The sequence below is a fragment of the Actinoplanes sp. NPDC004185 genome (assembly GCF_053603475.1).
The window spans coordinates 25,559-49,934 of record NZ_JBSGFR010000044.1 but is presented as its reverse complement, the minus strand read 5'-3'; the positions used below and the strand labels follow the sequence as shown (position 1 = coordinate 49,934).

Sequence of the window (24,376 nt, the reverse complement as noted above, 5' to 3'; positions counted from 1 at the left end):
CATGTTGGCGCGCGGAGCTGCTCTGTACGACGTGCTCCGGCACGTACGGCCGCTGGTCCTGAACTCGGCCCGCGTGGTCGAGGCGGCCCTGCGACCCGAGGGCCTGAGCGTGGGCACCCGGGCCGTGCTGGAAGTCCTCGCCGAGCACGGCCCGGCGACCGTCCCGGCCATCGGCGACCGGCTCGACCTGGCCCGGCAAGGCGTCCAGCGCCACGTCAACGACCTGCTGAAGCTGGGCCACGTGGAGTCCCGGCCGAACCCGGCCCACCGGCGGTCGGTGCTGATCGCGCTGACCGGCAGCGGGACCGAGGTGATCGGCCGGATCCGCGACGACGAGCTGCGGGCACTGGCCACGCTGGCCCCGGACTGCACCGAGCAGGAGATCGCGACGGCGGCCAAGGTCCTGGCCGCCCTGAGCCGCGACGTCCGGCGGCGAGCCGCATGATCACCGACGCCGAGATCTACGACCGGACGACCGGCAACCGCCGGCTGATCGCCGACTTCCTCGAAGCCCTCGACGACACCCAGTGGCAGGCCGAGACCCTGTGCGCGGGCTGGACCGTGGGCCATCTGGCTGCCCGCCTCGTCCAGCCGATGCTGGTCGGCTTCGGCCGGTTCCTCGTGGTGGCTCTGCGCTACCGCGGCGACACGGACCGGACTGTGGACCACTTCACCCGGCGCCTGGCCCGCAAGCCTCGCAACGAGCTGATCGGCCTGCTGCGCGACCACGCCGCCGACCGGGTGAACCCGCCACGGGTGGGGCCGCTCGGCCCGTTCGCCGACACGTGCGTGCACCTGCGGGACATCGCCCGGCCGTTGGGGCTGGCTGCGGACGTACCGGTCGAGGACTGGCGCATCCTGCTGGACTATCTGGCCTCGCCGGCGGTCGCGCCGGCGCTCGTGCCGCCGGGGCGGCTCGACGGGCTGGAGCTCGTCGCCACCGACACGGACTGGCGCCGCGGGAGCGGCGAGCTGGTGACCGGAACGGCGGAAGCGCTGGGCATGGCGGCCTGCGGACGGGTGGCAGCCATCGACGACCTGCGGGGCCCGGGCCGCGACATCCTCCTCGGCAGGCTTCCCTAAGCTCTCGCCATGATCCGCCTTCGGTCCATCGCCCTGCTGCTCGCCGGCGGCCTGTCGCTCGCAGCCTGTCCCAGCCGGCGGCGCCCGCACCTGCATCCGCCGATCCGAAGGCGGCCCTCATCGTGTCGATCGTCGGCCTGACGGCTGGCAACTACGCCTACACCGTCGCCCTGAACGACATGCAGGTCACCGGAACGACCGACTTCCCCCACGCCAGCGCGGCCCGGACCACCACCTTCACCGGCGCCGAACCCGAAGTGATCGACGAGCGGGTGATCGGAACGGACAAATATTCGCGCAAGAACCGGAACGCCCCGTGGGAACACCTGGACCTGTCCCGGATGCCCGAAGCCGTGGCCCGGCAAGGGCTGACCATCACGAAACCCGACCGGACCGGGGCGACGCAACTGCTGGGCCTGGCCGATACGGCCACAATGGACGGATTGACGATCCGGGGCACGCTCGCCGTCACCAGGACGATCGGCGGAGGCATTGCCACGCAACCGCTGGAGTCCCGGCTCGAGGGCGCCAGGCCGACGTTCACTGCCACTGTGGACGCTCAGGGCCGCCTCAGCCGGCTGGTGGTCGACGTGCCCGCCGCGACGGCGCCGCCCGAGCCGGCCGGCACCTGGACCCTCGACATCACGGGCTACGGCAGCACGCCGGCGCCCGAGCGGCCCACCCCGATCAAAGAAGCCCCGGAAGACCGCTACGAGACCACGGGGGCCTGAACGCTCAATCCCGCCAGGCCGGGCTGTGGTGGCGGATCAGGGGGAGGTAGACCTCGTCGACGATCTCGGTGAGGACCTCGTCCGGGACTGACGGCACGCCTCGGGTCACGAACTCGTTGCGCAGCAGCACGATTGCCACCGTCGCCACCCGGGGGTGCAGCGACTCCGGGGCCGCCTCACCGCGGGCCACCGCCCGGCCCAGGACCGTCAGCCACATCGCGGTCATCGCGTCGGTGGACTGCTCCGGCAGTTGCGCCACCAGCTTCTCGGCGCTGCCCGCCGCTGCCAGCAGGTCGCGCAGGACGGCGCCCAGGGGCGAGCTCCAGTGCCGGTTCGCCCGGCGCAGCAGTTCCAGGGCGTCACCGCGGAGCGTGCCCGTGTCCGGTGGCTGGATCGCCGTGGCCAGGTGGCGGTAGGCGGCGATGCCCAGCGCCAGGCGGTCCGGCCAGCGGCGGTAGATCGCGTTCTTGTTGGTGCCCGCGCGGCCGGCCACCCGGTCCATGGTCAGGCCGGCGAATCCGTTCTCGGTGAGCTCGTCGGCCGCGGCACGGAGGATCGCCTCCTCCAGCGCCGCACCCCGACGACGGGTCTGAGTCATCGGCCTCCTCCGCCTCGGTACTCGTCGTGCCCTCTCAGCATCGGCTTGACCACTCCTCAGAGTCAAAAATAGGGTACGATGCGTACCTAATTAGGGGGAACGACGTGCGGGCCAGAGGCATCACCTACGACACCGGGTTCGTCCGCCATGGCGTCAACTCGCGGCGGCGCTTCGAGCCGGAGCTGGTCGAGCGGGAGCTGACGATCATCCGGGACGACCTGCACTGCACCGCCGTGCGCGTCACCGGCGGCGATCCCGAGCGGATCGAGTTCGCCGCTGCGGTCGCGGCCAGGCTCGGGCTGGAGGTCTGGTTCTCGCCGTACCCGCTGGAACTGGGCGCCGACGAGATGCTGGCGCTGTTCGCCGACTGCGCCGAGCGGGCCGAGCGGCTGCGGGTGCGCGGCTGCGAGGTCGTGTTCGTCACCGGCGCGGAGTTGAGCATCATGGCTCCGGGGTTCCTGCCCGGCGACAGCCTCGAGGAGCGGCTCGCGCTGCTGAGCGAGCCGGACCGCGTCCGTGCGGTGCTCGGCGGGGTCGGCGACCGGGTCAACGACTTCCTCGGCCGGGCGGTGGCCGTCGTCCGGGAGCGCTTCGGCGGCCGGCTCACCTACGCCTCCGTGCCCATCGACCGGGTGGACTGGACGCCGTTCGACATCGTCGCCATGGACGTCTACCGGTCGGCCGCGATCGCCGGGCACTTCGCCGAGCTGGTCGCGCAGGGTATGCGCAGCCCGGAGCTGCAGGGCAAGCCCGTCGCGATCACCGAGTTCGGCTCGGCCACGTACCGCGGCGCCGGCGACCGTGGTGCCCAGGGCCTGGAGATCGTCGAGTACGGCGACAGCGGCCCCGTGCGGCTGACCGGCGACCACCTCCGCGACGAGGACGGCCAGGCCACCTATCTCCGCGAGCTGCTGGCGGTCTTCGACGCGGCCGGTGTCGACGCCACCTTCGTCTTCATCTTCGCCCTCTACGACCACCCGCACCGCCCCGGCGGCGACCCTCGTGACGACCTCGACCGGGCGAGCTACGGGATCGTCAAGGTGTACGAGGACCGCACCGGCGACACCTACCCCGATCTGCCGTGGGAGCCGAAGGCCGCGTTCACCGCCCTGGCCGACGTCTACGGCAGCGCCTGACGACCTTGCGGGACCCTGCCAGCATCGCGGGGTGCGCAGCCTCGCCGTGTCAGCCGTGATCATCGCCTGCGTACTGCTCTTCCATCGGGCCGTGCCCAACACCGCCGGGCATCTCGGCAGTCTCGTGGAGACGTTCCTGCCCTGGCTCGGCCTGACCGTCCCGGTGCTGCTCGCCCTGGCCTGGTGGCGCCGTTCCCGGATCGCCGCCCTGGCCGCGCTGCTGCCGCTCGCCGCCTGGCTCGGCCTCTTCGGCGGCCACCTGCTGCCGGACGGTGACTCCCCCTACGACCTCACCGCCGTGCAGCACAACGTCAGCGACGAGAACGCCGACCCGGCCGGCACGGTCCGCGAGCTGGTCAAGGTCCGCCCCGACCTGATCGCCCTGGAGGAGGTGACGCCGGCCGCCCTGCCCGCCTACCTCGCGGCGATGCCGGCGGAGTACGCGCACCACACCGTGCAGGGGACGGTCGGGCTGTGGTCGCGGTATCCGCTCACCGAGGCGGAGCTGGTCGACATCCGGCCGCGCGGGGTCGGCACCGACTGGAACCGGGGGCTGCGAGCGGTCGCCCGGCTGCCGGGCGGGGACGTCGCCGTCTACGTCGCCCATCTGCCGTCGGTGCGGATCGGGGCGGGCGGGCTCAGCTCGTCGCGGCGGGACGAGAGCGCCGCCCGGCTCGGCCGGATGATCGCCGCCGAGCCGATCAGCAAGGTGCTGCTTCTCGGCGACCTCAACTACACGGTCGACGACCGGGCGCTGGCGCCGCTCAGCGCGGAGCTGCGTACGGCCCGGTCGACGTTCGCCTTCAGCTGGCCGGCCCGGGCGCCGGTGGCGCGGGTCGACCAGATCATGGGACGGACGGTGACCGTCACCGAGCTCTGGTCCCTTCCGGCGACCGGCAGTGACCACCTGCCCGTCGCGGCCCGGGTCCGGCTCTGATGGGATACCCGGATGAGCAGCATCATCAGATTCTTCGTGGCCGCCGATGACGAGGCCGCCGAGGCCCAGGTCGACGGCGGTCCGGACGCCGACCACCAGTCGGTCACCTACGGCAACTTCGACGCCGACCTGGCCCTGCTGGAGTGGGACAGCCTGCTGACCGGGCGCAGCTTCGACGACGCGCTCGCGGCGTCCGCCTCGGCGGTCATCGCCGACGAGGACGACGGCGCCCAGGTCGTCGCCGCGTCCGTGGAGCTCCAGCAGGCGCTGAGCCGCGCGAGCGCGGCGGAGCTGGACCGGGCCGCGCGGCAGTGGGCCGCCGACCGGGCCGCCGAGGGCGAGCCCATCGACCCGGAGCTGGCCGCCGAGATCCTCGGCGCGGTCGGCCGGCTGGCCCGCACCGAGGAGCAGCGGCTGTACTGCTGGATCAGCTAGGTCCGGCGAGGGCCGGCGTCCACCCGGCCCTCGCCGCACGGATCAGCTCGTCTCGCCGGCCATGCTGAAGCTGCGCAGGCGGTCCACCGCCGCCAGGGTGCAGCCCAGGACGAAGATCACCGCCAGCACCACGGACACCGTGAGGGAGACCTTGGACTCCAGGATGGCGGTCGGGGCGATCTTGTCGGCGATCGTGATCACGTACTGCTCGATGGACAGCACCCGGGTGCCGCTGACGAAGCGGCCCAGCAGGCCCTCCCAGACCAGGATGTAGACCAGGCCGAGCAGCACCGGCCGGCGGGTCAGCAGGCTCAGCAGCAGGAAGAACGCCGAGTACGCGCACGCACCGACCACCGCGGCCACCGCCAGGCCCAGGCCGAGGCGCGCCGAGTCGGCCAGCGTGCCCGCCACGAACAGCGGCACCGCCGACGTCACCGCGCTGACGCCGATCGCGACGCCCAGCTTGGCCAGGATGATGTCGCGGCGCGGCAGCGGCTTGGTCAGGATGTGCACGATCGTGCCGTCGTCCACTTCGGAGCCGAGCACCCCGGTGCCCACGATCAGGCTGATCACCGGCAGCACCACGGCCAGGCCCAGGCCGACCAGCACCGGGGCGCCCCAGTCGGCCGGGTTGACGTCGTAGGCGCGGCACAGCACGGCCAGGCCCACCAGCAGCAGCGGCAGGGGCAGCAGCAGGAACACCCGGCGCCGGCCGAACAGGCCGCGGGCAGTGATCCACGCAACGGTCGACACGTCAGGCCTCCAGCAGGTAGGAGAAGACACTCTCCAGGGATTCGTCGGAGGGCAGCAGCTTGCGCAGCCGGATTCCCTCACCGATGGCGATGCGCGGCAGCGCGCGGGTGAAGCTGCCGTAGTCGGAAGCGCGTACGGTCAGCCCGGCGTTGTCGATCTCCACGCCGCTGACCGACTTCTCGCCGATCAGCGCCACGGCCAGCCGGCGGTCGTCGGACGACTGCACGGCGAAGACGTGCGGGCGGTTGGTCATCAGCCGGCGGATCCTGCGGTAGTCGCCCGAGGCGGCGAGCCGGCCCGCCACGATCACCTGGACCGTGCCCGAGACCTGCTCCACCTCCTCCAGGATGTGCGAGCTGAACAGGATGGTGTGGCCCCGGTCGCCCAGCTCGTGCAGCAGGCCCATCATGTGCATCCGCTGCCGCGGGTCCATGCCGTTGAACGGCTCGTCCAGCAGCAGCACCTGCGGGTCGTGCACCAGGGCCGCGGCGACCCGGGTGCGCTGGCGCATGCCCTTGGAGTACGTCTCGATGCGGCGGTCGGCGGCGTCGGTCATCTCGACCAGGTGCAGCGCCCGCTCGGCCGCGGCCTTCGGGTCGGGCAGCTTCTGCATCCGGGCGCTGGCCTGGACGAACTCGCGGGCGGTGAGGAAGCCGTGCACCGCCTCGCGCTCGGCGACCAGGCCGAGCCGGCGGTAGATCTCCGGGTTGCGCCAGGTCGGCGCGCCGTCGACGGTCACCGTGCCGCGCGAGGGTGACAGGAAGCCCGCCATCATGTGCAGCACGGTGGTCTTGCCGGCCCCGTTCGGGCCGAGCAGGCCGGTGACGCCCGGCTCCAGCGTCAGGCTGATGTCGTTGACCGCCACCACGTTGCCGTACCAGCGGGACACGTTCTCGAGTTGGACCGTGGTCACAGCGAGGCCACCTTCCGGTAGCGGGCCAGTAGCAGCAGCAGGCAGACGGCGACCAGACACACTGCCTCGATGGCATACACCGCGCCGAACTCGCCGATGTTCAGGCCCGTGTTGGCGTCGGGGATCAGCCACTGCCCGACGCCGGTGACCAGGGTCATCGGGCTGGCCAGGCCGGCCAGGTCCTGCGCGGTGGACGACGGCAGGATGGACAGCACGCCGACCACCGGGGTGGTCATCAGGAAGACGGCGACGATGCCGCCGGCGGCGAACGCCCGTTTGCCGGTCAGCGACGCGATCAGCAGCCCGATCCCGGTGAAGACGAGCGCCCAGAGCAGGCTGTAGCCCCAGGCCGGGAGCAGGTCACCGAGCTCGTGCCAGACTCCGGACATGCCGGTCTTGGTGGTGAACGCGCCGCCCAGGAAGATGATGAACTGCGGGCCGGCCAGCAGGATCCACACCGCCGTCACCATCGCGGCAGCCTTGGCACCGACGTAGTCGGCGGCGCGCAGGGGCCGGCTGAAGTACAGCGGCAGTACCCCGGCGCGCAGGTCCCGGGAGACCAGCTCCGGCGCCACGATTGCGACGAAGAAGATGATCAGCCAGCTCATCGTGTTGGCGAACTGGATGTAGGTCAGGGGCAGGGTGCCGAGCTGGGCGCGTACGGCCGCGAGGATGACCGCGACCAGGGCGACGATCCCGAAGACCAGCCACGGGAAGATCTTGGCCTTGGCCGACCGGCCGAAGCCGTAGGCCGCGCGCAGGCCGTGCACGTAGATCGCGCCGAACACGGCGCCGCGGCCCAGCCGCGGCCCGGTGTAGCGCTGGTATCCGATGTCGTGGATGACGCTCGACTCAGGCATCCGCGGTCTCCCTCGTGGCGAAGAGCTCGGCCACCCGGTGACGTCGCTGGTCCAGGCGGTGCAGCGGCAGATCGAGATCGGCCACCACCCGCAGGACGTGGTCGTAGGTGGCCTCCTGGGTCAGCGGCACCAGCAGCAGCCGGCCGTCCCGGGTGACCGGCAGCTCCAGCGCCTCCAGCGCGGCCGCCAGTTCGTCCGTACCCTCGCTGACCTCGATCGCGAGCACCTCGCTGGCCTCGGTCATGGCCGAGATGCGGTCGGCGCGCAGCAGCCGGCCGCCCTCGATCGCGACCAGCGAGTCGCAGATCCGCTCGACCTCGCCGAGCAGGTGCGAGCAGACCACCACCGAGATGCCGAACTCGTTGCCGATGCGCTGGATCAGCGCCAGCATGGCGTCGCGCCCGGCCGGGTCCAGACCGTTGGTCGGCTCGTCGAGCAGCAGCAGGTCGGGGTCGTGCACCAGGGCCTGGGCCAGCTTGACCCGCTGCTTCATGCCGGTCGAGTAGCCGCCGATCTGCCGGTAGCGCTCCTCGTAGAGCCCGACGTGGCGCAGCGCCTCGGAGGCCCGTTCGCGGGCGGCGGTGCGGGGCAGCCCGCTGATCCGGCCCAGGTGGGTGACGAACTCGGCGGCGGAGACGTCCGGTGGCAGCGCGTCGTGCTCCGGCATGTAGCCGACCTTGGCGCGGACCCGGTCGGGGTCGACGGTGGGATCGATGTCGAAGACCCGCACCTGCCCGCCGGTCGGCGCGATCAAGCCCAGCATGATCTTGATGAAGGTCGACTTGCCGGCGCCGTTGGCGCCGACCAGTCCGATGATCCCGGGCTCGACAGCGACGGTGAGGTCATGCAGGGCGGTCACCTGCGTGCCGTACGTCTTGGTCAACCCTTGGGTAACGATGAGGCTCACAGCGGACAGCCTAGGAACCCGTGTCACCGCAGCGGATCAGGTAAACCCCCGAGTCCCCCCTGAGTACGGGACACACCGCGAGTGGATCACATGCAAAGATGCCGCTGGATTTCACCGGACATCGAAGCAACACGGGGGTACGGCGCATGGCACCACGCTCGACGAAGCGCGCACGGCACGGCAGACATCGGTTGGCTCAGGCGCTCGCCGGCATCGCTGTCGCCGCCGCACTGCTCACCGCCCCGCAGCCCGCCGCCGCCGCGACCGAGGAGCCCGTGCCGTCCGCCTCGGCGTCGGCTCCCGCCGAGCCGTCACCGCCGGTCACGCCGAGCCCGTCGGCCGCCGAGACCACCCCCACCGCCACCCCTGATCCGTCCGTGCCGGCCAGCCCGAGCAAAGCGCCGCAGCCGACGGCGCAGCCCAGGCCGAGCAAGGCTGACGCGGCCGCCGCCGAGCCCTGCGGAGGTGTGCTCACTCTCGGCACGGCAGTGGACTGCGGGGAGATCAAGGACCGGCAGAAGCACGTCTACACGCTGACCACCACGGCGGACGGCGAGCGGCTGATCCTCGTGCTGCGCGCGCAGGTCGAGGGCAGCGACAGCCTGAGCGGCACGCTCACCAGTGCCGACGGCGAGACCAGCTGCTACCTGGGGACGTACCCGAGTGACTGCGTCCTCGGGGCGGCGGGCACCTACACCATCACGGTGAGCCTCTACTTCGGAACGGGCAGCAACGCCTACGCGCTCGGCGCCGACTCCCGGTCGCACCCGTCGGCGTGCACCACGGTGAAGAACGAATCCCTGGCCTTCCCGGTCACGACCACGCAGGGGACGCTGGCTGCCGGCTCGGCCGGACGGTGCTACCGGGTCGAGCAGGCCGAGGGCACGCTCGTCCGGATCTCGGTCGGCGGCGTCGGCAGTTCCGACGTGCGCGGCCAGCTGGAGAACGCGGCCGGCGAGAGCATCTGCTACCTGCAGGACGCCCGCGAGTGCACGCTGACCGGCGCCGGGCCGTACAGCTTCTTCGTGACCGAGCAGTACGGCGCGGCGACGGCTTACCGGGTCGCCGTGACCCGGCTGTCCGACCCGGCCGGTTGCGACGACGTGCCGGTGGCGACGTTCGGTGACCCGGGCGACCGCTCCGGTTCGGCCACCATCGGCGGCGACAACGTCACCTGCCAGACCTTCACCGCGGCCGCCGGGCTGCACCTGCTCACCTTCGACAACGCCCAGTACCTGAACTGGCGGGTGGCCGACCACACCGGCGCCGAGCTCTGCAGCAAGTGGGGTGAGCAGCGCGAGCTGTGCCCGCTGCCCGCCGCGGGCACGTACACGCTGTTCGGCGAGAGCAGCGAATGGTGGGTCGACCCGCACACCGTCACCGTCGCCGTCTTCCCGCTCACCTCGACGACGGGTTGCGGCCCGTCCGTCGGCACCGCCTGGGACACCCCGGCCGTACGGGTGCGGGTGACCTCGCCGCTGCAGGTCGAGTGCAACCCGCTCGACGCGCGGCCGGGCGACCGGATCGACCTGCGCTCCGGCGGCTGGATCACCGACGCCACCGGCGGGCGGATCTGCGACGCGGTCCGTGAGGACGACGAGAAGGGGTGTGTCCTGCCCGGGAACGGGCCGTACCGGATCATCTCGGAGCCGTCCTGGCGCGAGGACCCGGACGACCGCTGGGCCGAGATCGAGGCACGCCGGCTCAACGACCCGCAGGGATGCGCGACCGTCCCGGTCGGCCGGTACGGCGCCGCCCCGACCGGTGCGCCCACCGCGGCCGAGTGCCGCACGCTGACCGTGCCGACCGCGGGCCGATACCGCGTCGAGGTCGTCGACGACGAGAACTACCACGGCTACGGCACGATCTTCGACCAGGCCGGCAAGCGCGTGTGCGGGGTCGGCACCTGCACGTTCCCGGCGCCGGGGTCGTACACGCTGGTGACCGAGGGCAACACCTACGCCACGGTGCTGCTGCCCGCCGCCGATGCCGCAAGCGGCTGCGTGAGCGCGTCCGACCAGCCCACCGCTGCCCCGGCCAAGGGCGAGTTCAAGGCCGCCGGTCAGTACGATTGCCTGCTGCTGCCCACTCCGACCGGCGCCGGCCTGGCCCTGCTCAAGCCGCAGGACGCCACCGGCACGGGCCGCCCGGAGATGACGGTGTACGACGCCACCGGCACCTACGAGTGCGACATCTACCAGCTCCGGGACTACTCCTGCGCGCTGGAGGGCACCGCGCCGTTCCACGTGGTGCTGCACCTCGACGAGGACACCGACTCGGTCGCCGGGCCGTACGCGCTGAACTTCGCCCGTACCAGTGGCGGGCCGGCCTGTCCGGCACTGGCGAGCGGCGCCACGCCGTCGCTGACGCTGGGCGGCGACAAGTATGTCGGCTGTTTCACCCTGCCGGCCGGTCAGCATTCGGCGAGCGAGGTGCTGTCGTTCCGGCGTACCGCGGGGACCGGCCGGGCCCGGCTGTCCGTCTTCGGTCCGACCGGCTCGCGGCGCTGCAACACCCAGGCCTCCGACGCCGGCTTCACCGTCTGCCGGCTGGAGGCGGGCGCCGCCACGGTCCTGGTCGAGGGCAGCACGGCGACAGGCACGTTCGCGTTCTCGCGCAAGGACGTCACCGCAGCCGCCACGGGCTGCACCCAGGTCACGTCCACAGTGATCGGATCGCCGTCGCTGACCGGCACCGTGTCCTCCCGCGCGGACCTGCGCTGCTACCAGGTGTCGGCCAACGCGGCCGACCGGGTGCTCATCGACAGCCGCGACGCCGACAACGTCTCACGCACGATCGTGCTGGACCCGGACGGCGAGACCACCAGTTGCGCCGGTTACGTCAGCGCCTGCGCGGTCACCGGTGAGAGCAAGTACCAGGTGCTGGTGTGGAGCCTGGGCACCGGCAGCACGGCGTACCAGCTCGACGTCTGGAAGGTGTGGGCCAACGGTCAGCCGCCCGCGGAGTGCGCCGAGGTGCCGTCGGCCGCGTACGGCTTCGGCCCGTACACCGGCACGCTGAGCAGCACGAAGCCCGCGTTGTGCGTGGTCGCCCCGGCCACCTACTACGACGACCTGACCATCGACGTCGACAACCCGGACGACCCCGACGACTCCTACTACTGGGACGCGGGCATGTACGCCGTCACCGGCAGCAGCGGCATGCAGAGCTGCGCGATCGGCGAGGGCGGCTTCCACTGCTGGCACGGCCGGGAACGCCTCGAGCAGACCGTCTATCTGCTGACCAACGGCAACCGCGCGAGCGATCACCCGTACCGGCTCGAGGCGACCTGCCACAGTCCGCTGTGCGGGGGTGAACGCTTCACCGCGACGGCGGCCGCACCGGCGTCGCTGGCCAACGGGGCCAAGCGCACCATCACGGTCACCGGCACGGGCCTGCACCTCAAGGACACGGTGGTCGTCACTCCGGCCGGGAGCCCGGCGCTGACCGCGACGGTGAAGACAGTGTCGGCGGACCGGCGCACGCTGACCGCCGAGGTCGACCTGACCACGGCCCCCGCCGGCCCGGCCGCGCTGAGTGTCGACTCGTTCGGTGCCGACGCCGAGCCGGTCGTGCTGGCCAACGCCTTCACCGTCACGCTGACGGCGTTGCAGGCCACCAAGGCGCCGGCGATCACCGGCACCGTGGCGGTCGGCTCGACGGTCAAGGTCTCGGCCGGCAGCTGGACGCCCGCGGCGACGTCGTACACCTACCAGTGGCGGGCGAACGGGTCCGCGATCCGGGGTGCGAGCGGGTCGTCGTACCCGGTCGGCGCCGCGGTGCTCGGCAAGCGGCTCACCGTGACCGTCACCGCGATCCGGTCCGGTCACCAGTCCGGATCGGCGACCTCCGCGGCGTCGGTCGCGGTCGCCAAGGGCAAGGCCCCGGCGGCCACCAGGAAGCCGGCGATCACCGGTACGGCCAAGGTCGGCCGCACGGTCAAGGTGTCCGCCGGCACCTGGTCGCCGAAGGCCGACTCGTACCGCTACGAGTGGCGGCTGGGCGGCAAGCTCATCCGCGGCGCCACCAAGTCGTCGCTGAAGCTGACGTCCTCGATGCGCGACAAGAAGGTCACCGTCACGGTGATCGCCCGCAAGACCGGCTACACCGACGGCAAGGCCACCAGCAAGGCGGTCACCGTCAAGCGCTGACTCAGGGCAGGCTGGGCGCGACGTCGACCTGGAAGATCGGCATCTTGCCCAGCTTGCGGTAGGCCATCAGGGCCTCCGGGGTCGCGTCCACCGACGAGTCGCGGCCGTCCTGGTTGTGCGGGGTGTCGAAGTGCACCAGGGCCCGGATCTTCGGGAAGTTACGGATCTGCCGGCCCACCTCGCGGTAGAACTCGGCCTTGTGCCCGGGGTTCTTCTTCGAGGACCAGACCCCCCACTCGGCCACCATCAGCGGCTTGTCCGGGTGCTTGCTCGCGGCCCAGTTGTAGAAGCCGGGCCAGTTCGGGCGGGCCGAGCTCTGCCGGTTGAGCAGTTCGGCGAAGTCGCCGTGGCCGTAGCCGGGGTCGCTGTAGGCGTACGTGTCGAAGCCGATCCAGTCGACCACGTCGTTGCCCGGGTACATGTCGTCGAACCACTTCTGGCTGGTGTGCGGCACGTACGCCATGTGCACCAGCACGGTGACCAGGTTGTCGACCCCGTGCCCGCGCAGCCGCTGGACCACGTGGCGGTACATGTCCGAGTAGTCCTCGGCGGTGTAGCCGGAGCCCTTCTTCTCCTTGACGTTGTCCTCGGCCTCGTGGTGCACCGTGAAGAAGAACTGCTCCGGGTAGTCCCGGTTGATGTGCCGGGCCAGCCGGTCGAGGAACGCGTCGGTGGCCTTGTCGCCCTTGGCGATGGCGGCCCACGAGGCACCGGCCGGCTTCCAGTTCAGGAAGAGGATGCGTTCGCGGCCGGGCTCGCGCGCGATCCTCCGCTCCGCCTCCGTCGGGAAGAGCTGCCGGTTGCCCTTGTGGTAGGCGTGGTAGACGGCCTGGTGCCGGCCGGTCTTGCGTTCGAAGTCGGCCAGCGCGCGCCGGCCCCGGTCGTCGGTGAACGCACCGGGGGCCACACCCCAGAGCACGCCGCAAGACGGGACGAGCTTGCGTCCGGTGCGGCAGCGCTGCCCGTTGCGGTCGCGCATCGCCGGCTGGGGCGCGGCCAGCGCGGTCTGTCCCGGCCCGGGCCGGGCGGCCGAGGCACTCGGCGCAGCCGAGCCGGACGGTGCGGGCACGCCTGAGGCGCTGGGTCCGGCTGTCGGCGCGCCGGGGATGGCCGGCACGCCGGGTTCCGCCGGCGGCCGGGCGCCGGGCAGCGGGGGCAGGGGCCCGCCGGGCCGGGTGACCACGGGATCGGTGCCGGGCAGGCCGAGCTGATCGACGCCGCCGGTCCAGGCCCACGACAGGGTGGCCACCACGGAGAGGGCAAAGATCGCCGTCATGGCGATGAGGTGCAGGAGCCTGGTCCGGCGCGGTCGACGTCTCACGATCGCCCACTATGCGACCTAAAGTCCGTTTTGTCGACTACCTCGGCCGGATCGCCGCGCGGCGCCGGTCCGGATCAGACAGAGTGCCGACCCCGCTCGACCGCAAGGAGTGCGGCTGCGAAACTGTCCCTCAAGCCGCTGCAAGGGGAGTCTTAGGTGAACGACGGTTCTGTGCTGCCCGAGGACGTGCTGCGTGACGCGCCTTCGTACACGCCGCGCGCACACGAACTCGCCGACCTGGAGTTGCTGCTCTCCGGGGCGTACGCGCCGCTGACCGGTTTCCTCGGGCGGGCCGACCTCACGGCCCTGCGCCGCCGCGGCCGGCTCGCCGACGGGACCCCGTGGCCGGTCGGGGTCACCTGTGAGATCCCCGCCGAGATGGGCGCGGCCCTGGACCTCGACGATCCGCTGCGCCGCACGGTGGTGCTCACCGACCCCGAGGGCGCGCCGGTGGCCGCGATCGAGGTCAGCGACGCCTGGCCGACCACCGAGCAGATGTACGCGATCGGCGGCACGGTGCGCCGGATGGGCGACGGCGGGCACGGGCCGTTCCAGCGGCTGCGGCGTACCCCGGAGGAAGTGAAGGCCCTGCTCCCACCGGGCCGGGTCCTCGGGGTCATCGCGGACCGGCCGCTGCACCGCCCGCAGCTGGCCCAGATCGCGCACGCCGCCCGCACCCTCGCGGCCCACCTGCTGATCATCATCCCGGTCACCGGCCCCGGCCCGGACGGGCTGCCGCCGGAGGCGCTGGTCCGGGCGATCTTCGCGGCCCGCGACCGGATGCCGCCGGCCACGATCGTCGCGGTGCCGCTGATGCCGCGCAACGACGAGATGCGCGACGCGCTGCTGCGGGCCCGGGTGGCGACGGCGTACGGCGTCACCCACGTCCTGTCCACCGGCGACATGCTCTCCGGCGGCGGCCTGCGGGTGCTGGTCCCCCGCGAGCTCGCCTACGACAACCGCGACGGTCAGTGGCGCTGGCGCGACGACATCCCGCCCCGCAACCGCCGCCTGGCGATGACCCCGGCCGAGGTGGAGGACCTGCTCGACCGCGGCTTCCCGCTGCCCGAGTGGCACACCCCGCCGGCCGTGGCCAAGGAGCTGGCCCGGGTCCGCCCGCCGCGCCGGCACCGCGGCCTGGTCGTCTTCTTCACCGGTTTCTCCGGCTCCGGCAAGTCGACGATCGCCCGCGGTCTGGCCGACTCGCTGCGGGAGAGCGGCGAGCGCACGATCACCTTCCTCGACGGCGACGTGGTGCGCCGCGAGCTCTCGGCCGGACTCGGGTTCAGCCGGGCCGACCGCGACCGCAACGTCCGGCGGATCGGCTGGGTGGCGGCCGAGGTGGCCCGGCACCGCGGCATGTCGATCGCCTGCCCGATCGCCCCGTACGCCGACGCCCGGGCCGCCGTGCGCGCGATGGCCACCGAGGCCGGGGCCGGGTTCGTGCTGGTGCACGTGGCGACCCCGCTGGAGGTCTGCGAGCGCCGCGACCGCAAGGGCCTGTACGCCCGCGCCCGGGCCGGCCAGCTGCGCGGGCTGACCGGCGTCGACGACCCGTACGAGGTGCCGGCGGACGCCGAGCTGACGCTGGACACCACGGACATGACCGTGGTCGAGGCCATCGACGTGGTGCTGGCGTACCTGGTGGAGAGCGGCTGGGTGGAACCGAACATGAAGTAACCGGTGGCGGCGGAGTAGTTACGCATCGGCGCACGGGCCGTTTACCCCCTACGGGGGCGAAACGCCCATTGCCGTCAACTCACTCCACACCCCGAAAGGGCCGCCGAACCGATGGAAGATCCGCGCCCGGTGTCCGCCGACCTCTCGCATTACCTGGGCGTCTTCCGCCGGCACTGGTGGGTCGTGCTCGTCGCCGCGGGGGCCGGGCTCGGGCTCGGCGCCCTGGTCACCCAGGTCGTGCCCAAGGTCTATCAGTCATCGGCCTCGGTGCTGGTGCTGCCCGTGTCCGGCGACACCAACGCCGCCGGCGGCCGGACCAAGGGCTCGATCAACCTGGACACCGAGGCCCAGCTGGTGGTCTCGGGCGCGGTCGCGGTCAAGGCCGTGGCCCTGCTGCGCACCCCGGTCCCGCCGATCGAGCTGGCCCACGACGTCTCCGTCGAGGTGCCGGCCAACACCACCGTGCTGGTGATCCGCTTCCAGGCGGACAAGCCGGAGGCCGCGCAGGCCGGGTCGCACGCGTTCGCCGAGGCGTACCTGCGTAACCGGGAGGAGACCGCCCGGGCCGAGCTGGACCAGAAGATCAAGACCCTCAACCTCAAGGCCAAGCAGCTCACCACCAACCTGACCAGCATCAACAACCGGCTGGCCAAGGCGCCGAACGGCAGCTTCGAGCGCGGCAACCTGGAGAGTCTGCGGAACAACTCGCAGAACCAGCTCAACAGCATCACCGGCCGGCTCAACGAGCTGACCACCGCCACCGTCAGCGCCGGCAGCATCATCAGCGACGCCCGCGTACCGGAGTCGCCGATCAGCCCGAACGCGATGCTCAACATCGCCACCGGCGGGATGGTCGGCCTGCTGGCCGGGCTGGCGCTGGCCTTCATCCGGGAACGCTTCGACCGGCGCCTGCGCAGTGCGGCCGACGTGCGCGACCGGGGGCGGATCCCGGTGCTGGCGGCATTGGACGAGCGGACCACCCCGCACTTCGACGACGTGCTGCAGCCGTACGGGCCGGGCGGCCGGGTCTTCAACCGGCTGCGCAACGAGATCCTGGCCAGCCTGAACAGCGGGGACCAGATCATCGTGGTGACCGGGGCCAGCCGGGGCTCCGCGACCACGCTGGTGGCGGCGAACCTGGCGGCCGCGCTGGCGCGTACCGGAAGTGATGTCGTGCTGATCGGCGCGCACCTGCCGGACAGCGTCGTGGACGCGGCCCCGCTGGCCCGGATGCTCGGCGTCGCGCCGATGCCGGGCCTGTCCGACCTGCTGGCCGGCCGGATCGGCCTGCACAAGGCGATGCAGCGGACCCCGCGCATCCCGTCGCTGCGGGTCATCACGACCGGCGGCGCGGCGACCGCGGCCGGGCTGATGCAGTCCCAGCGGCTGCGCGACACGCTGGAGGCCCTGCGCCGGCAGACCGGGTACGTGGTCATCGAGGCGCCGTCGACCAGCAGCAGCGCCGACGCGCAGAGCCTGGCCAGCCTGGCCGACGCGGCCATCCTCGCCGTCGAGCTGCGCCGGGCCAAGCGCCCGGCCCTGCTGGACGCGGCCGAGCAGCTCAGCCGGGTCGGCACGCCGCTGCTGGGCGCCGTGGTGCTGCCCCGGCTGAACGCGATGCGGGCCGACGAGCAGAACCTGCCGGTGGTCACCCTGCCGGCTGAGCGCCGGCCCGAACCGCGGCCCGCGCAGCGGCCTGAGCAGCAGCAGAGCGAGGAACGACCGGAGCCGCGCCCGGACGAGACCGCGGTGCTGGACGCCGAGCGCACCCAGCCGATGCGGCGGGTGCCGGCCGGTCCCCCGCCGGGCGGCCCGGTCCGCCCGCGCCCGAGCGAGCTCGACGAGGTCACCGCGATCATCGACCTGGGCTCGGCGGGCACCCAGACCAAGACAGCCCAGACCAAGACGGCCGAGAAGACCGGCGAGCAGCCGGACGAGAAGTGACGCTGGTCGTCCCGGGCGGCCCTGGCACCACCAGCACCCGGGCCGCCGGGCCCGCGCACAGCGCCCCGGGGAAGCGGACGACCGCCCTGCCGGCCTGGCCGCTGGCGAGCATGCTGGCGTTCTATCCGCTGTGGTGGGCGCTCGGCCTGGGCGTGCTGATCTTCCCGCTGATGGCGGTGCCGATGCTGGTGCTGCTGCTGCGCCGGCGGGCCGCCGGCCGGCCGGTGCTGCTGCCGCCCGGCTTCGCCTGGTGGCTGCTGTTCCTGGCGGCGGTCGTGGTGAGCATCGCGGCGCTGGGCGCCGATCCGAGCGGGACGGTGGCCGAGCCGGCGAGCGGCCGCCTGATCGCGGTCGTCTACCGGCTGTCCCTGTACGCGTCCCTGACCGTCCTGCTGGTGTACGCGGGCAACCTCACCGAGCACGAGCTCTCCCGCCGGCGCCTGGTCAAGCTGCTCGGCTGGCTCTTCGTCGTCACCGTGCTCGGCGGACTGCTCGGCATGGTGGCCGGGCGTTTCGAGTTCACCTCGCCGGTCGAGCTGCTGCTGCCCCCGGGCCTGCGCAACAAGGGTTTCGTGCAGTCGATGGTGCACCCGTACGCCGCGCAGATCATGGACCTGGTCGGCGGGGAGAAGCCCCGCCCGGCCGCGCCGTGGGGTTACACCAACACCTGGGGCAACAACTTCTGCCTGCTGATGGTCTGGCTGGTGGTCGCGGCCGGGGCTGCGCGGCGCGGCGGCGTCAAGCTGCTGGCGGTGCTCTGCCTGGGCGTCTCGATCGTCCCGGCGGTCGTCTCGCTCAACCGCGGCCTGTGGATCGGCATCGGCGTGGTCGTGCTCTACGTCGCTCTCCGGTACGTGCTCATGGGCCGGCTGTGGGTCATCGCGGCGGTCCTGCTCGCCGCGGCCGGCCTGGTCCTCGCCCTGGTCGCCACCCCGCTCGGCGACACGGTCAACGCGCGCCTCGACAACGGCAAGTCCAACGGGGTGCGTTCGTTCCTGATCGAGCGCGCGGTCGACGGTTTCGCCGAGTCCCCGGTGATCGGCTACGGCTCGACCCGCAACACGATCGGCGGCCGCAACTCGATCACCGTCGGCGAGAGTTCCGAGTGTGAGCGCTGCGGCAACTTCACCGTCGGCGGCAACGGCCAGTTCTGGCAGCTGATGTACGCCCACGGCGCCGCCGGCACCATCGCCTACCTGGCCTTCTTCGGCTACGGGCTGTGGCGCTTCCGGCGTGACCGGACCCCGATCGGGATCGCCGGCAGCGCCGCCATCGTCAGCTCCTTCTCGGCGATGCTCTGGTACAACTCGCTCGCCACCCCCCTGGTCTTCATGTTCCTGGCGTACGCGCTGCTCTGGCGCAACGAACAAGAGGCGAACAGATCCGGAGGGCCAGCCCATGAGTCCCGTTAAGACCGCACCCGCCGCGCTGACAGCGGGCGACTCGGCACTGCGCACGCAGTACCTCGCGGAGGTGCTGGAGCTGCTCTACCCGGCACCGTGCGACACCACCGGCGGCCCCGGCGAGCCGATCACCGAATATCTGGTCGTGCCGGACGCGCGCCGGCCCCGGCTGCTGGTGCCGAACACCTCGCGCCGGGTCGCCGCCGCCGCGGTACGCCGTTACGCCGAACCGCAGTCCCGCAGTGCCCGCCTCAAGCGGGACGCCGTGGTGGCGGCCCTGCGCACCGGCGCCTCCGGGGTCCTGCTGCGCGACCGGATCAAGGTCACCGGCCCGGCCGCGGAGAGCATCGACGGGCACCTGCGCCAGGCCCTGGGGCGTGAGCTGTCGGTCAGCATCCACATCGGACCGGCCCGGGCCAACCGCAAGCCGGTGCTGCAGCTCATCAGCCCCGACGGCGAGACCTTCGGCTTCGGCAAGCTCGGCACCGGCCCGCTCACCCAGCGGCTGGTCAAGGCCGAGACCTCGGCGCTGACCGCGCTCGGCACCGTCGGGCTGACCAAGCTGTCCGTGCCGACCGTGCTGCACGCCGGGCAGTGGCGCGGCCTGCAGGTGCTGATCCAGTCGGCGCTGCCGGTCTGGCTGCCCCGGGCGCCGCTGACTCAGCGCCGGCTGGTCGCCGCCATGCTCGACATCGCCGGCTGCTGCGGCTATCACAGCGGCACGCTGGTCGGCAGCGCGTACTGGGCCGAGCTGCGCGGGCGGCTGGCGGCGCTCGGCGACCGGCCCGAGGGGGTCGCGCTGACCTCGGCCGCCGAGCTGCTGGCCACCCACGCCGGGCAGCACACCCTGCGGTACGGCGCCTGGCACGGCGACTGGGCCCCGTGGAACATGGCCAACCTCGCCGACGCGCTGCTGGTCTGGGACTGGGAACGGTTCGCCACCGGGGTGCCGGTCGGCTTCGACGCCGTGCACCACGAGTTGCAGCGGCGGATCCAGTCCACCGGCGACGCCGCCGCCGCGGTCGAGGCGACCGTGCGCCGGGCCGGGGAGCTGCTCGCGCCGTTCGGGGTGGCCGACGACGTCCGGGAGCTGACCGCCCTGCTCTACCTGATCGACCTGGCCGCGCGGTACCTCGCCGACCGGCAGGCCGAGGCCGGCGCCCGGCTGGGTGTGCTCGGCACCTGGCTGCTGCCGGTTCTGATCCGCCGGGTCGAAGAGCTGTGACCCGCCACCACACCATCGGAAGGCCGCAGTAGCCATGGACGTCTCCAAAGTTCCGACACCTGTCAAGCGGGTCGTGCACCTGGGCTCACGCTCGTACGGCCGGCTCACCGCCCCCGCCCGGATGACCCCGTCGTTCCTGATCTGCGGCGGCCAGCGCTGCGGCACGACCTCGCTCTACCGCGCGCTCGCCGCGCACCCGGCGGTGCTCAAGGCGGTGCTGCACAAGGGCGTGCACTACTTCGACGTGTCCTACGACCGGGGCATGGGCTGGTACAAGGGGCACTTCCCGATGCAGCGCAGCGCCGAGAAGATCCGCACCCGCTACGGCGTGGACGCCCAGACGTTCGAGTCGAGCCCGTACTACATGTACCACCCGCAGGCGGCCGCCCGGATCGCCGCGGACCTGCCCGGGGCCAAGCTCGTGGTGCTGGTCCGGGACCCGGTCGAGCGGGCCTATTCGCAGCACCACCACGAGGTCGCCCGGGGCTTCGAGCCGGAACGCGACTTCGGCAACGCGCTCGCCCTGGAAGCCGCCCGGCTGCACCGCCAGGAGCACAAACTGGCGACCGACCCGACCTACTACTCCTTCGGCCACCAGCACCACGCCTACCGGGCCCGCGGCGAGTACGCCCGCTACCTGAGCGTGATGGCCCAGCACGTCGGCCGGGAACGCATCCACGTGGTGGAGAGCGAGCGGTTCTTCGCCGAGCCCGAGCAGACCTACGACGAGGTCTGCCGGTTCCTGGGGCTGCCGACCGACCTCGGCCACCCGCCGTTCGAACGGCACAACGCCCGGCCGCGGCAGTCCGACATGGACCCCGCGCTGCGCCAGGACCTGACCGAGCACTTCGCGCCGCACGACGACGCCCTGATCACGTGGCTGGGCCGGGTGCCCATCTGGCGTTCGGTATGACCGACTGCACCGAGCGCAGCGAGGGCCAGAAGGGCATGCCCGGCCAGCTCAGCGTGACTGTCACGCAGGTAGCGGCGCCGGACCGCAGCGGCACCAGAGGCGTGGCCCGCGGCGGGCTGGCCAACATGGTCGGCTCGGCGCTGGCCGGCGGCACCGGCGTCGTCGTCACCTGGATCGTCGCCCGCAGCCTCGGCGCCGAGCAGGCCGGCGCGTTCTTCGCCGCCACGGCGGCCTTCGTGCTGACCGGCGGGCTGGCCAAGCTGGGCACGCAGACCGGCCTGGTCTACTGGCCGGCCCGGCTGCGCGCCACCGGCCGCGACCACCTGCTCGGCGCCTGCCTGCGGACCGCACTGACCCCGGTGGTCGTGCTCGCACTGGCGCTGGCGGTCGCGATGTGGTTCGGCGCCCCGGCGATCGCGCACCTCACCGCTGAGGACTCGCCGCACGTCATGGCCGGGCACACCACGGCCCTGCGGGTGCTGGCCGTCTTCCTGCCGCTGCAGGCGCTCACCGACGCGCTGCTCACCGCCACCCGCGGCTACAAGGCCATGCGGCCGACCGTCACCCTGGACCGCGTCCTGCGCAGCACGCTGCAGTTGCTGTGCGTCGGCGCGGTCGGGGTGGCGACGCTGTGGGGCACGGCGACGTTGCCCGCGTTCGCGTTCGCGTGGGCAGTGCCGTACCTGCCGGTGGTGGTCCTGGCGGCGGTCGCGTTGCGGCGCACGTACCTGGCCGCCCGGCCCGACGGCCCGCGCACCCGCCGCCGCGACCGCCGGCAGCTGCGTCGCGACTTCTGGCGGTTCACCGGGCCGCGGGCCCTGGCCAGCGTCGCCCAGCTGGCCCTGCAGCGCGTCGACGTGCTGCTGGTGGCCGCCCTCGGCGGGCTGGCCCCGGCCGCGATCTACGCGGTCGCCGGCCGGTTCGTGGTGCTCATCCAGTTCGCCAACCAGGGCATCTCCCAGTCGGTGCAGCCGCGGCTGGCCGAAGCCCTCGCGGTCGGCGACCGGGACACCGCCAACCACCTCTACCAGACGGCCACCGGCTGGCTGGTGCTCGTCACCTGGCCGATCACCTTTCTGGTGATCCTGTTCGCGCCGGTCTACCTCGGACTGTTCGGCGGCGGCTACCGCAGCGGCGCCGACGTGGTGGTCGTGCTGGGCTGCGCGATGCTGGTCGCCACCGGTTGCGGCATGGTCGACATGGTGCTGGCGATGGCCGGGCGCACCTCCTGGAACCTGATCAACGTCCTGGTCGCGCTGGGCGTGACCGTCGGCCTGGACGTGCTGCTGATCCCCCGGTACGGCGCTCTCGGCGCCGCGATCGGACTGGCCTGCGCGATGGTCGCCAACAACGTGCTGCCGCTGATCCAGGTGGGCCGGGCCGCCCGGCTGCACCCGTTCGGCCCCGGGACGCTGGCCGCCGCCGGGCTCTCCGTCGCCTGTTTCGGCGTCCTGCCCCGGCTCGTGACCGTCGTGGCGGGCGCCGGCCCGGCGGGCATGTCGCTGGCTGTCGCGCTGGCTGTGCCCGCCTTCGCCGCGGGCGCATGGCTGCTGCGCGGACGTCTCGGCCTCAACGCCTTCAAGCCCCGCAAGCTCACCCAGAGGAGGACCGGTTGACCACCGAATACACCAAGGTGTTCCAGGACGCCGAAGCCGTCGACAAGTACGAGCACATCACGTACGCACCGGACAGCTACGCGTCGCGGATCAACGAGCGGCAGCAGGCGTACCTGCGCAAGCTCGTCGCCCGGGAGTTCGACACCGCGCCGGTGCAGCACGACTTCGCCTGTGGCACCGGGCGCGCCATCCGTACGCTGCACGGCCTGGTCCGCGAGGCGCACGGCTACGACACGTCCGCCGAGATGATGGCCAAGGCCGCCGAGGTGGGTTCGCAGGCCCACTGGCACCAGGTGCCGATGGACGGCCCGGTGCCGGAGCCGGTGCGGGCCGGGCACCCGGCGATCGTGACGATGTTCCGGCTGCTGCTCAACGTGCACGCCGACGTCCGCGACCGGGCCATCGCGTTCGCCGCCAAGGCGCTGCCGGACGCGGCCTCCGGGCTGCTGGTGGTGGAGAACCACGGCAACGCCGGATCGCTGCGGCACCTGCGGGCCCGGCGGCACTCGGGTGAGCGCTGGTTCGCCGAGCTGTCCCACGAGGAGGTCGGTGAACTGCTCGACCGGCACGGCTTCGAGGTGATCGAACGGCGCGGCTTCTCGATGCTGACCGAGTCGCTGGACCACAAGCTGCTGGCCCGTGCCGCCGACGCGGCGGCCCGCAAGCTGCCGGGCACCGACAGCTTCGCGGTCAACGTGCTCTACACCGCCCGGCGGAAGAAGTAGCCACTGTCATGCGCCGTGTTCTCGCCCTGCTGGGCCTGCTCGTCCTCGTGCTCGCCGGCTGCACCTCGCACCGGCGGGCCGAGCCCGAGCCCACGCCGTCCCCCGACCTGACCAGTGCGCCGGTGGCCGTGGCCGTGAACCCGGGCCCGTTCGAGTCCGGGCCGTTCGAGGCGCCGGAGACCGGTGCGTACCTGGGCGCCTGGATCAAGCCGGACGCCCTGACCCATGCCGGCCGGGTCGAGGCCGTCGACGGGCTCGAGGAGGACCTCGGGCGCCCGCTCGACATCGTCAACACGTACCGGCGCTTCGACCAGATGGTCGGCACCGCGTCCGACCGCGAGTTCCTGGACACCGGCGCCACGCTGATGGTCAGCTGGGCCACCGGGGACAACCGCTCGATCCTGGCCGGCGAGCACGACCGGCTGATCCGCCGGCAGGCCAAGGCGATCCGCAAGGTCAAGAAGCCGGTGCTGCTGCGGATCCGGTGGGAGATGGACCGGCCCAACCTGCGGGCCACGATGTGGTCCGGGGAGGACTACATCGCCGCGTACAAGCACATCCGGCAGATCTTCGCCGAGCAGCGGGTCAAGAACGTGTCGTGGGTGTGGTGCCCCACCGCGGAGGGCTTCATCCGCGGCGACGCGCCGGCCTTCTACCCGGGCGACGACCAGGTGGACTGGACCTGCGTGGACGTCTACGCGGGGAACCTGTTCCAGCCGATCGGGCAGCTCATGGGCCCGTTTCTGCAGTGGGCGGCGCAACGGCCCAAACCGATCATCATCGGTGAGTTCGGGGTGGCCAAGGCATGGGGCTCGGCCGGCCGGGCGGCCTGGCTGGCCGACGCCGAGCGCACCTTCAAGGCCAACAAGCAGATCAAGGCCGTCGTCTACTTCGAGTCCGACCCGAAGGGCAACGGGCCGAAGCAGCAGTTCCAGCTGGGCGGGGACAAACCCGCGTTCCGGCAGTTCGCCCGGCTGACCCGGGACCCTTACTTCAATCCCGAATAGGCCGCCCGCGGCCGCCGGGCGCCCACCCGCCCGGCGGC

General features: G+C 72.4%; 21 protein-coding genes. 15 read left to right on the top strand and 6 right to left on the bottom strand.

The genetic code is table 11. The annotated features are described in order from the left end of the window. Window position 1 precedes the first annotated feature (1 nt). The 3 genes from ACWEOZ_RS34495 to ACWEOZ_RS34485 all read left to right on the top strand — a co-directional run bounded on the left by ACWEOZ_RS34495 (window position 2) and on the right by ACWEOZ_RS34485 (window position 1,814). Entirely contained in the window at window positions 2-445 is a 444-nt protein-coding gene (locus ACWEOZ_RS34495) for a MarR family winged helix-turn-helix transcriptional regulator (protein WP_451914866.1), read from the top strand. Beyond that, window positions 442-1,083 (top strand): maleylpyruvate isomerase family mycothiol-dependent enzyme, encoded by a 642-nt coding sequence (locus ACWEOZ_RS34490; protein WP_451914865.1) that lies wholly within the window; start codon window positions 442-444, stop codon window positions 1,081-1,083. The genes ACWEOZ_RS34495 and ACWEOZ_RS34490 overlap by 4 nt, the downstream gene beginning before the upstream one ends. 122 nt (window positions 1,084-1,205) lie before the next feature. After that, on the top strand, window positions 1,206-1,814 hold the full coding sequence (locus ACWEOZ_RS34485; protein WP_451914864.1) for a hypothetical protein: 609 nt from the start codon (window positions 1,206-1,208) through the stop codon (window positions 1,812-1,814). Window positions 1,815-1,818: 4 nt separating this feature from the next. Here ACWEOZ_RS34485 and ACWEOZ_RS34480 read toward each other — a convergent pair whose 3' ends face one another. Beyond that, window positions 1,819-2,412 carry a TetR/AcrR family transcriptional regulator gene (locus tag ACWEOZ_RS34480; protein ID WP_451914863.1) on the bottom strand — a complete coding sequence of 198 codons (594 nt, stop codon included), beginning with the start codon at window positions 2,410-2,412 and terminating at the stop codon, window positions 1,819-1,821. Window positions 2,413-2,516: 104 nt separating this feature from the next. Between ACWEOZ_RS34480 and ACWEOZ_RS34475 the strand changes: the two genes are divergently transcribed. The 3 genes from ACWEOZ_RS34475 to ACWEOZ_RS34465 are packed head-to-tail and all read left to right on the top strand — an operon-like array spanning window position 2,517 to window position 4,920. Beyond that, window positions 2,517-3,548, top strand: coding sequence for a hypothetical protein (locus tag ACWEOZ_RS34475; protein ID WP_451914862.1), 1,032 nt, complete (start codon window positions 2,517-2,519; stop codon window positions 3,546-3,548). A 31-nt stretch (window positions 3,549-3,579) separates the two neighbouring features. Further along, entirely contained in the window at window positions 3,580-4,485 is a 906-nt protein-coding gene (locus ACWEOZ_RS34470) for an endonuclease/exonuclease/phosphatase family protein (protein ID WP_451914861.1), read from the top strand. Between the two features lie 12 nt (window positions 4,486-4,497). Further along, on the top strand, window positions 4,498-4,920 hold the full coding sequence (locus ACWEOZ_RS34465) for a hypothetical protein (RefSeq protein ID WP_451914860.1): 423 nt from the start codon (window positions 4,498-4,500) through the stop codon (window positions 4,918-4,920). 42 nt (window positions 4,921-4,962) lie between these two features. Here the strand turns inward: ACWEOZ_RS34465 and ACWEOZ_RS34460 are convergent, their stop codons facing one another. Genes ACWEOZ_RS34460 through ACWEOZ_RS34445 form a run of 4 tightly spaced genes read right to left on the bottom strand, consistent with a single transcriptional unit; the run spans window position 4,963 to window position 8,353 of the window. Then, a complete protein-coding gene (locus ACWEOZ_RS34460) occupies window positions 4,963-5,673 on the bottom strand; it encodes an ABC transporter permease (RefSeq protein ID WP_451914859.1) in 711 nt (236 codons plus the stop codon). Window position 5,674: 1 nt separating this feature from the next. After that, window positions 5,675-6,631, bottom strand: a complete 957-nt coding sequence (locus ACWEOZ_RS34455; protein ID WP_451914883.1) for an ABC transporter ATP-binding protein — start codon at window positions 6,629-6,631, stop codon at window positions 5,675-5,677. Continuing rightward, window positions 6,583-7,446, bottom strand: coding sequence for an ABC transporter permease (locus ACWEOZ_RS34450; protein WP_451914858.1), 864 nt, complete (start codon window positions 7,444-7,446; stop codon window positions 6,583-6,585). The genes ACWEOZ_RS34455 and ACWEOZ_RS34450 overlap by 49 nt, the downstream gene beginning before the upstream one ends. Then, window positions 7,439-8,353 carry an ABC transporter ATP-binding protein gene (locus ACWEOZ_RS34445; RefSeq protein ID WP_451914857.1) on the bottom strand — a complete coding sequence of 305 codons (915 nt, stop codon included), beginning with the start codon at window positions 8,351-8,353 and terminating at the stop codon, window positions 7,439-7,441. The genes ACWEOZ_RS34450 and ACWEOZ_RS34445 overlap by 8 nt, the downstream gene beginning before the upstream one ends. 191 nt (window positions 8,354-8,544) lie before the next feature. Here ACWEOZ_RS34445 and ACWEOZ_RS34440 point away from each other — a divergent pair, with 191 nt between their 5' ends. Continuing rightward, on the top strand, window positions 8,545-12,504 hold the full coding sequence (locus ACWEOZ_RS34440; protein ID WP_451914856.1) for a hypothetical protein: 3,960 nt from the start codon (window positions 8,545-8,547) through the stop codon (window positions 12,502-12,504). Between the two features lies 1 nt (window position 12,505). On the opposite strand, the gene ACWEOZ_RS34435 is transcribed toward ACWEOZ_RS34440, so the two are convergent. Continuing rightward, entirely contained in the window at window positions 12,506-13,825 is a 1,320-nt protein-coding gene (locus ACWEOZ_RS34435) for a glycosyl hydrolase (protein ID WP_451914855.1), read from the bottom strand. A gap of 156 nt (window positions 13,826-13,981) precedes the next feature. Here ACWEOZ_RS34435 and cysC point away from each other — a divergent pair, with 156 nt between their 5' ends. The 8 genes from cysC to ACWEOZ_RS34395 all read left to right on the top strand — a co-directional run bounded on the left by cysC (window position 13,982) and on the right by ACWEOZ_RS34395 (window position 24,338). After that, window positions 13,982-15,505, top strand: a complete 1,524-nt coding sequence (gene cysC, locus ACWEOZ_RS34430) for an adenylyl-sulfate kinase (protein WP_451914854.1) — start codon at window positions 13,982-13,984, stop codon at window positions 15,503-15,505. A 129-nt stretch (window positions 15,506-15,634) separates the two neighbouring features. Then, window positions 15,635-17,449, top strand: a complete 1,815-nt coding sequence (locus tag ACWEOZ_RS34425) for a Wzz/FepE/Etk N-terminal domain-containing protein (RefSeq protein WP_451914853.1) — start codon at window positions 15,635-15,637, stop codon at window positions 17,447-17,449. Next, window positions 17,446-18,861 (top strand): O-antigen ligase family protein, encoded by a 1,416-nt coding sequence (locus ACWEOZ_RS34420; protein ID WP_451914852.1) that lies wholly within the window; start codon window positions 17,446-17,448, stop codon window positions 18,859-18,861. The genes ACWEOZ_RS34425 and ACWEOZ_RS34420 overlap by 4 nt, the downstream gene beginning before the upstream one ends. After that, entirely contained in the window at window positions 18,848-20,077 is a 1,230-nt protein-coding gene (locus tag ACWEOZ_RS34415) for a hypothetical protein (RefSeq protein ID WP_451914851.1), read from the top strand. The genes ACWEOZ_RS34420 and ACWEOZ_RS34415 overlap by 14 nt, the downstream gene beginning before the upstream one ends. 34 nt (window positions 20,078-20,111) lie before the next feature. Beyond that, complete coding sequence (locus ACWEOZ_RS34410; protein ID WP_451914850.1) at window positions 20,112-20,990, top strand: sulfotransferase family protein; 879 nt, start codon at window positions 20,112-20,114, stop codon at window positions 20,988-20,990. After that, the gene (locus ACWEOZ_RS34405) at window positions 20,987-22,606 is read left to right on the top strand and encodes a lipopolysaccharide biosynthesis protein (protein WP_451914849.1); all 1,620 of its coding nucleotides are present in this window, start codon (window positions 20,987-20,989) and stop codon (window positions 22,604-22,606) included. The genes ACWEOZ_RS34410 and ACWEOZ_RS34405 overlap by 4 nt, the downstream gene beginning before the upstream one ends. Further along, window positions 22,603-23,331, top strand: a complete 729-nt coding sequence (locus ACWEOZ_RS34400) for a methyltransferase domain-containing protein (protein WP_451914848.1) — start codon at window positions 22,603-22,605, stop codon at window positions 23,329-23,331. Before ACWEOZ_RS34405 ends, ACWEOZ_RS34400 begins: the two co-directional genes overlap by 4 nt. Before the next feature lie 8 nt (window positions 23,332-23,339). After that, window positions 23,340-24,338: a glycosyl hydrolase gene (locus ACWEOZ_RS34395; RefSeq protein WP_451914847.1), complete on the top strand. Its 999-nt coding sequence runs from the start codon at window positions 23,340-23,342 to the stop codon at window positions 24,336-24,338. The last annotated feature ends 38 nt before the right edge of the window (window positions 24,339-24,376 follow it).

Excerpts from the sequence above, each read along its gene's own strand:
- ACWEOZ_RS34415 (WP_451914851.1), top strand. The coding sequence starts at position 18,848 with ATGAGTCCCGTTAAGACCGCACCCGCCGCGCTGACAGCGGGCGACTCG.
- ACWEOZ_RS34395 (WP_451914847.1), top strand. The coding sequence starts at position 23,340 with ATGCGCCGTGTTCTCGCCCTGCTGGGCCTGCTCGTCCTCGTGCTCGCC.
- ACWEOZ_RS34490 (WP_451914865.1), top strand. The coding sequence starts at position 442 with ATGATCACCGACGCCGAGATCTACGACCGGACGACCGGCAACCGCCGG.
- ACWEOZ_RS34495 (WP_451914866.1), top strand. The coding sequence starts at position 2 with ATGTTGGCGCGCGGAGCTGCTCTGTACGACGTGCTCCGGCACGTACGG.
- ACWEOZ_RS34480 (WP_451914863.1), bottom strand. The coding sequence starts at position 2,412 with ATGACTCAGACCCGTCGTCGGGGTGCGGCGCTGGAGGAGGCGATCCTC.
- ACWEOZ_RS34405 (WP_451914849.1), top strand. The coding sequence starts at position 20,987 with ATGACCGACTGCACCGAGCGCAGCGAGGGCCAGAAGGGCATGCCCGGC.
- ACWEOZ_RS34410 (WP_451914850.1), top strand. The coding sequence starts at position 20,112 with ATGGACGTCTCCAAAGTTCCGACACCTGTCAAGCGGGTCGTGCACCTG.
- ACWEOZ_RS34450 (WP_451914858.1), bottom strand. The coding sequence starts at position 7,446 with ATGCCTGAGTCGAGCGTCATCCACGACATCGGATACCAGCGCTACACC.
- ACWEOZ_RS34465 (WP_451914860.1), top strand. The coding sequence starts at position 4,498 with ATGAGCAGCATCATCAGATTCTTCGTGGCCGCCGATGACGAGGCCGCC.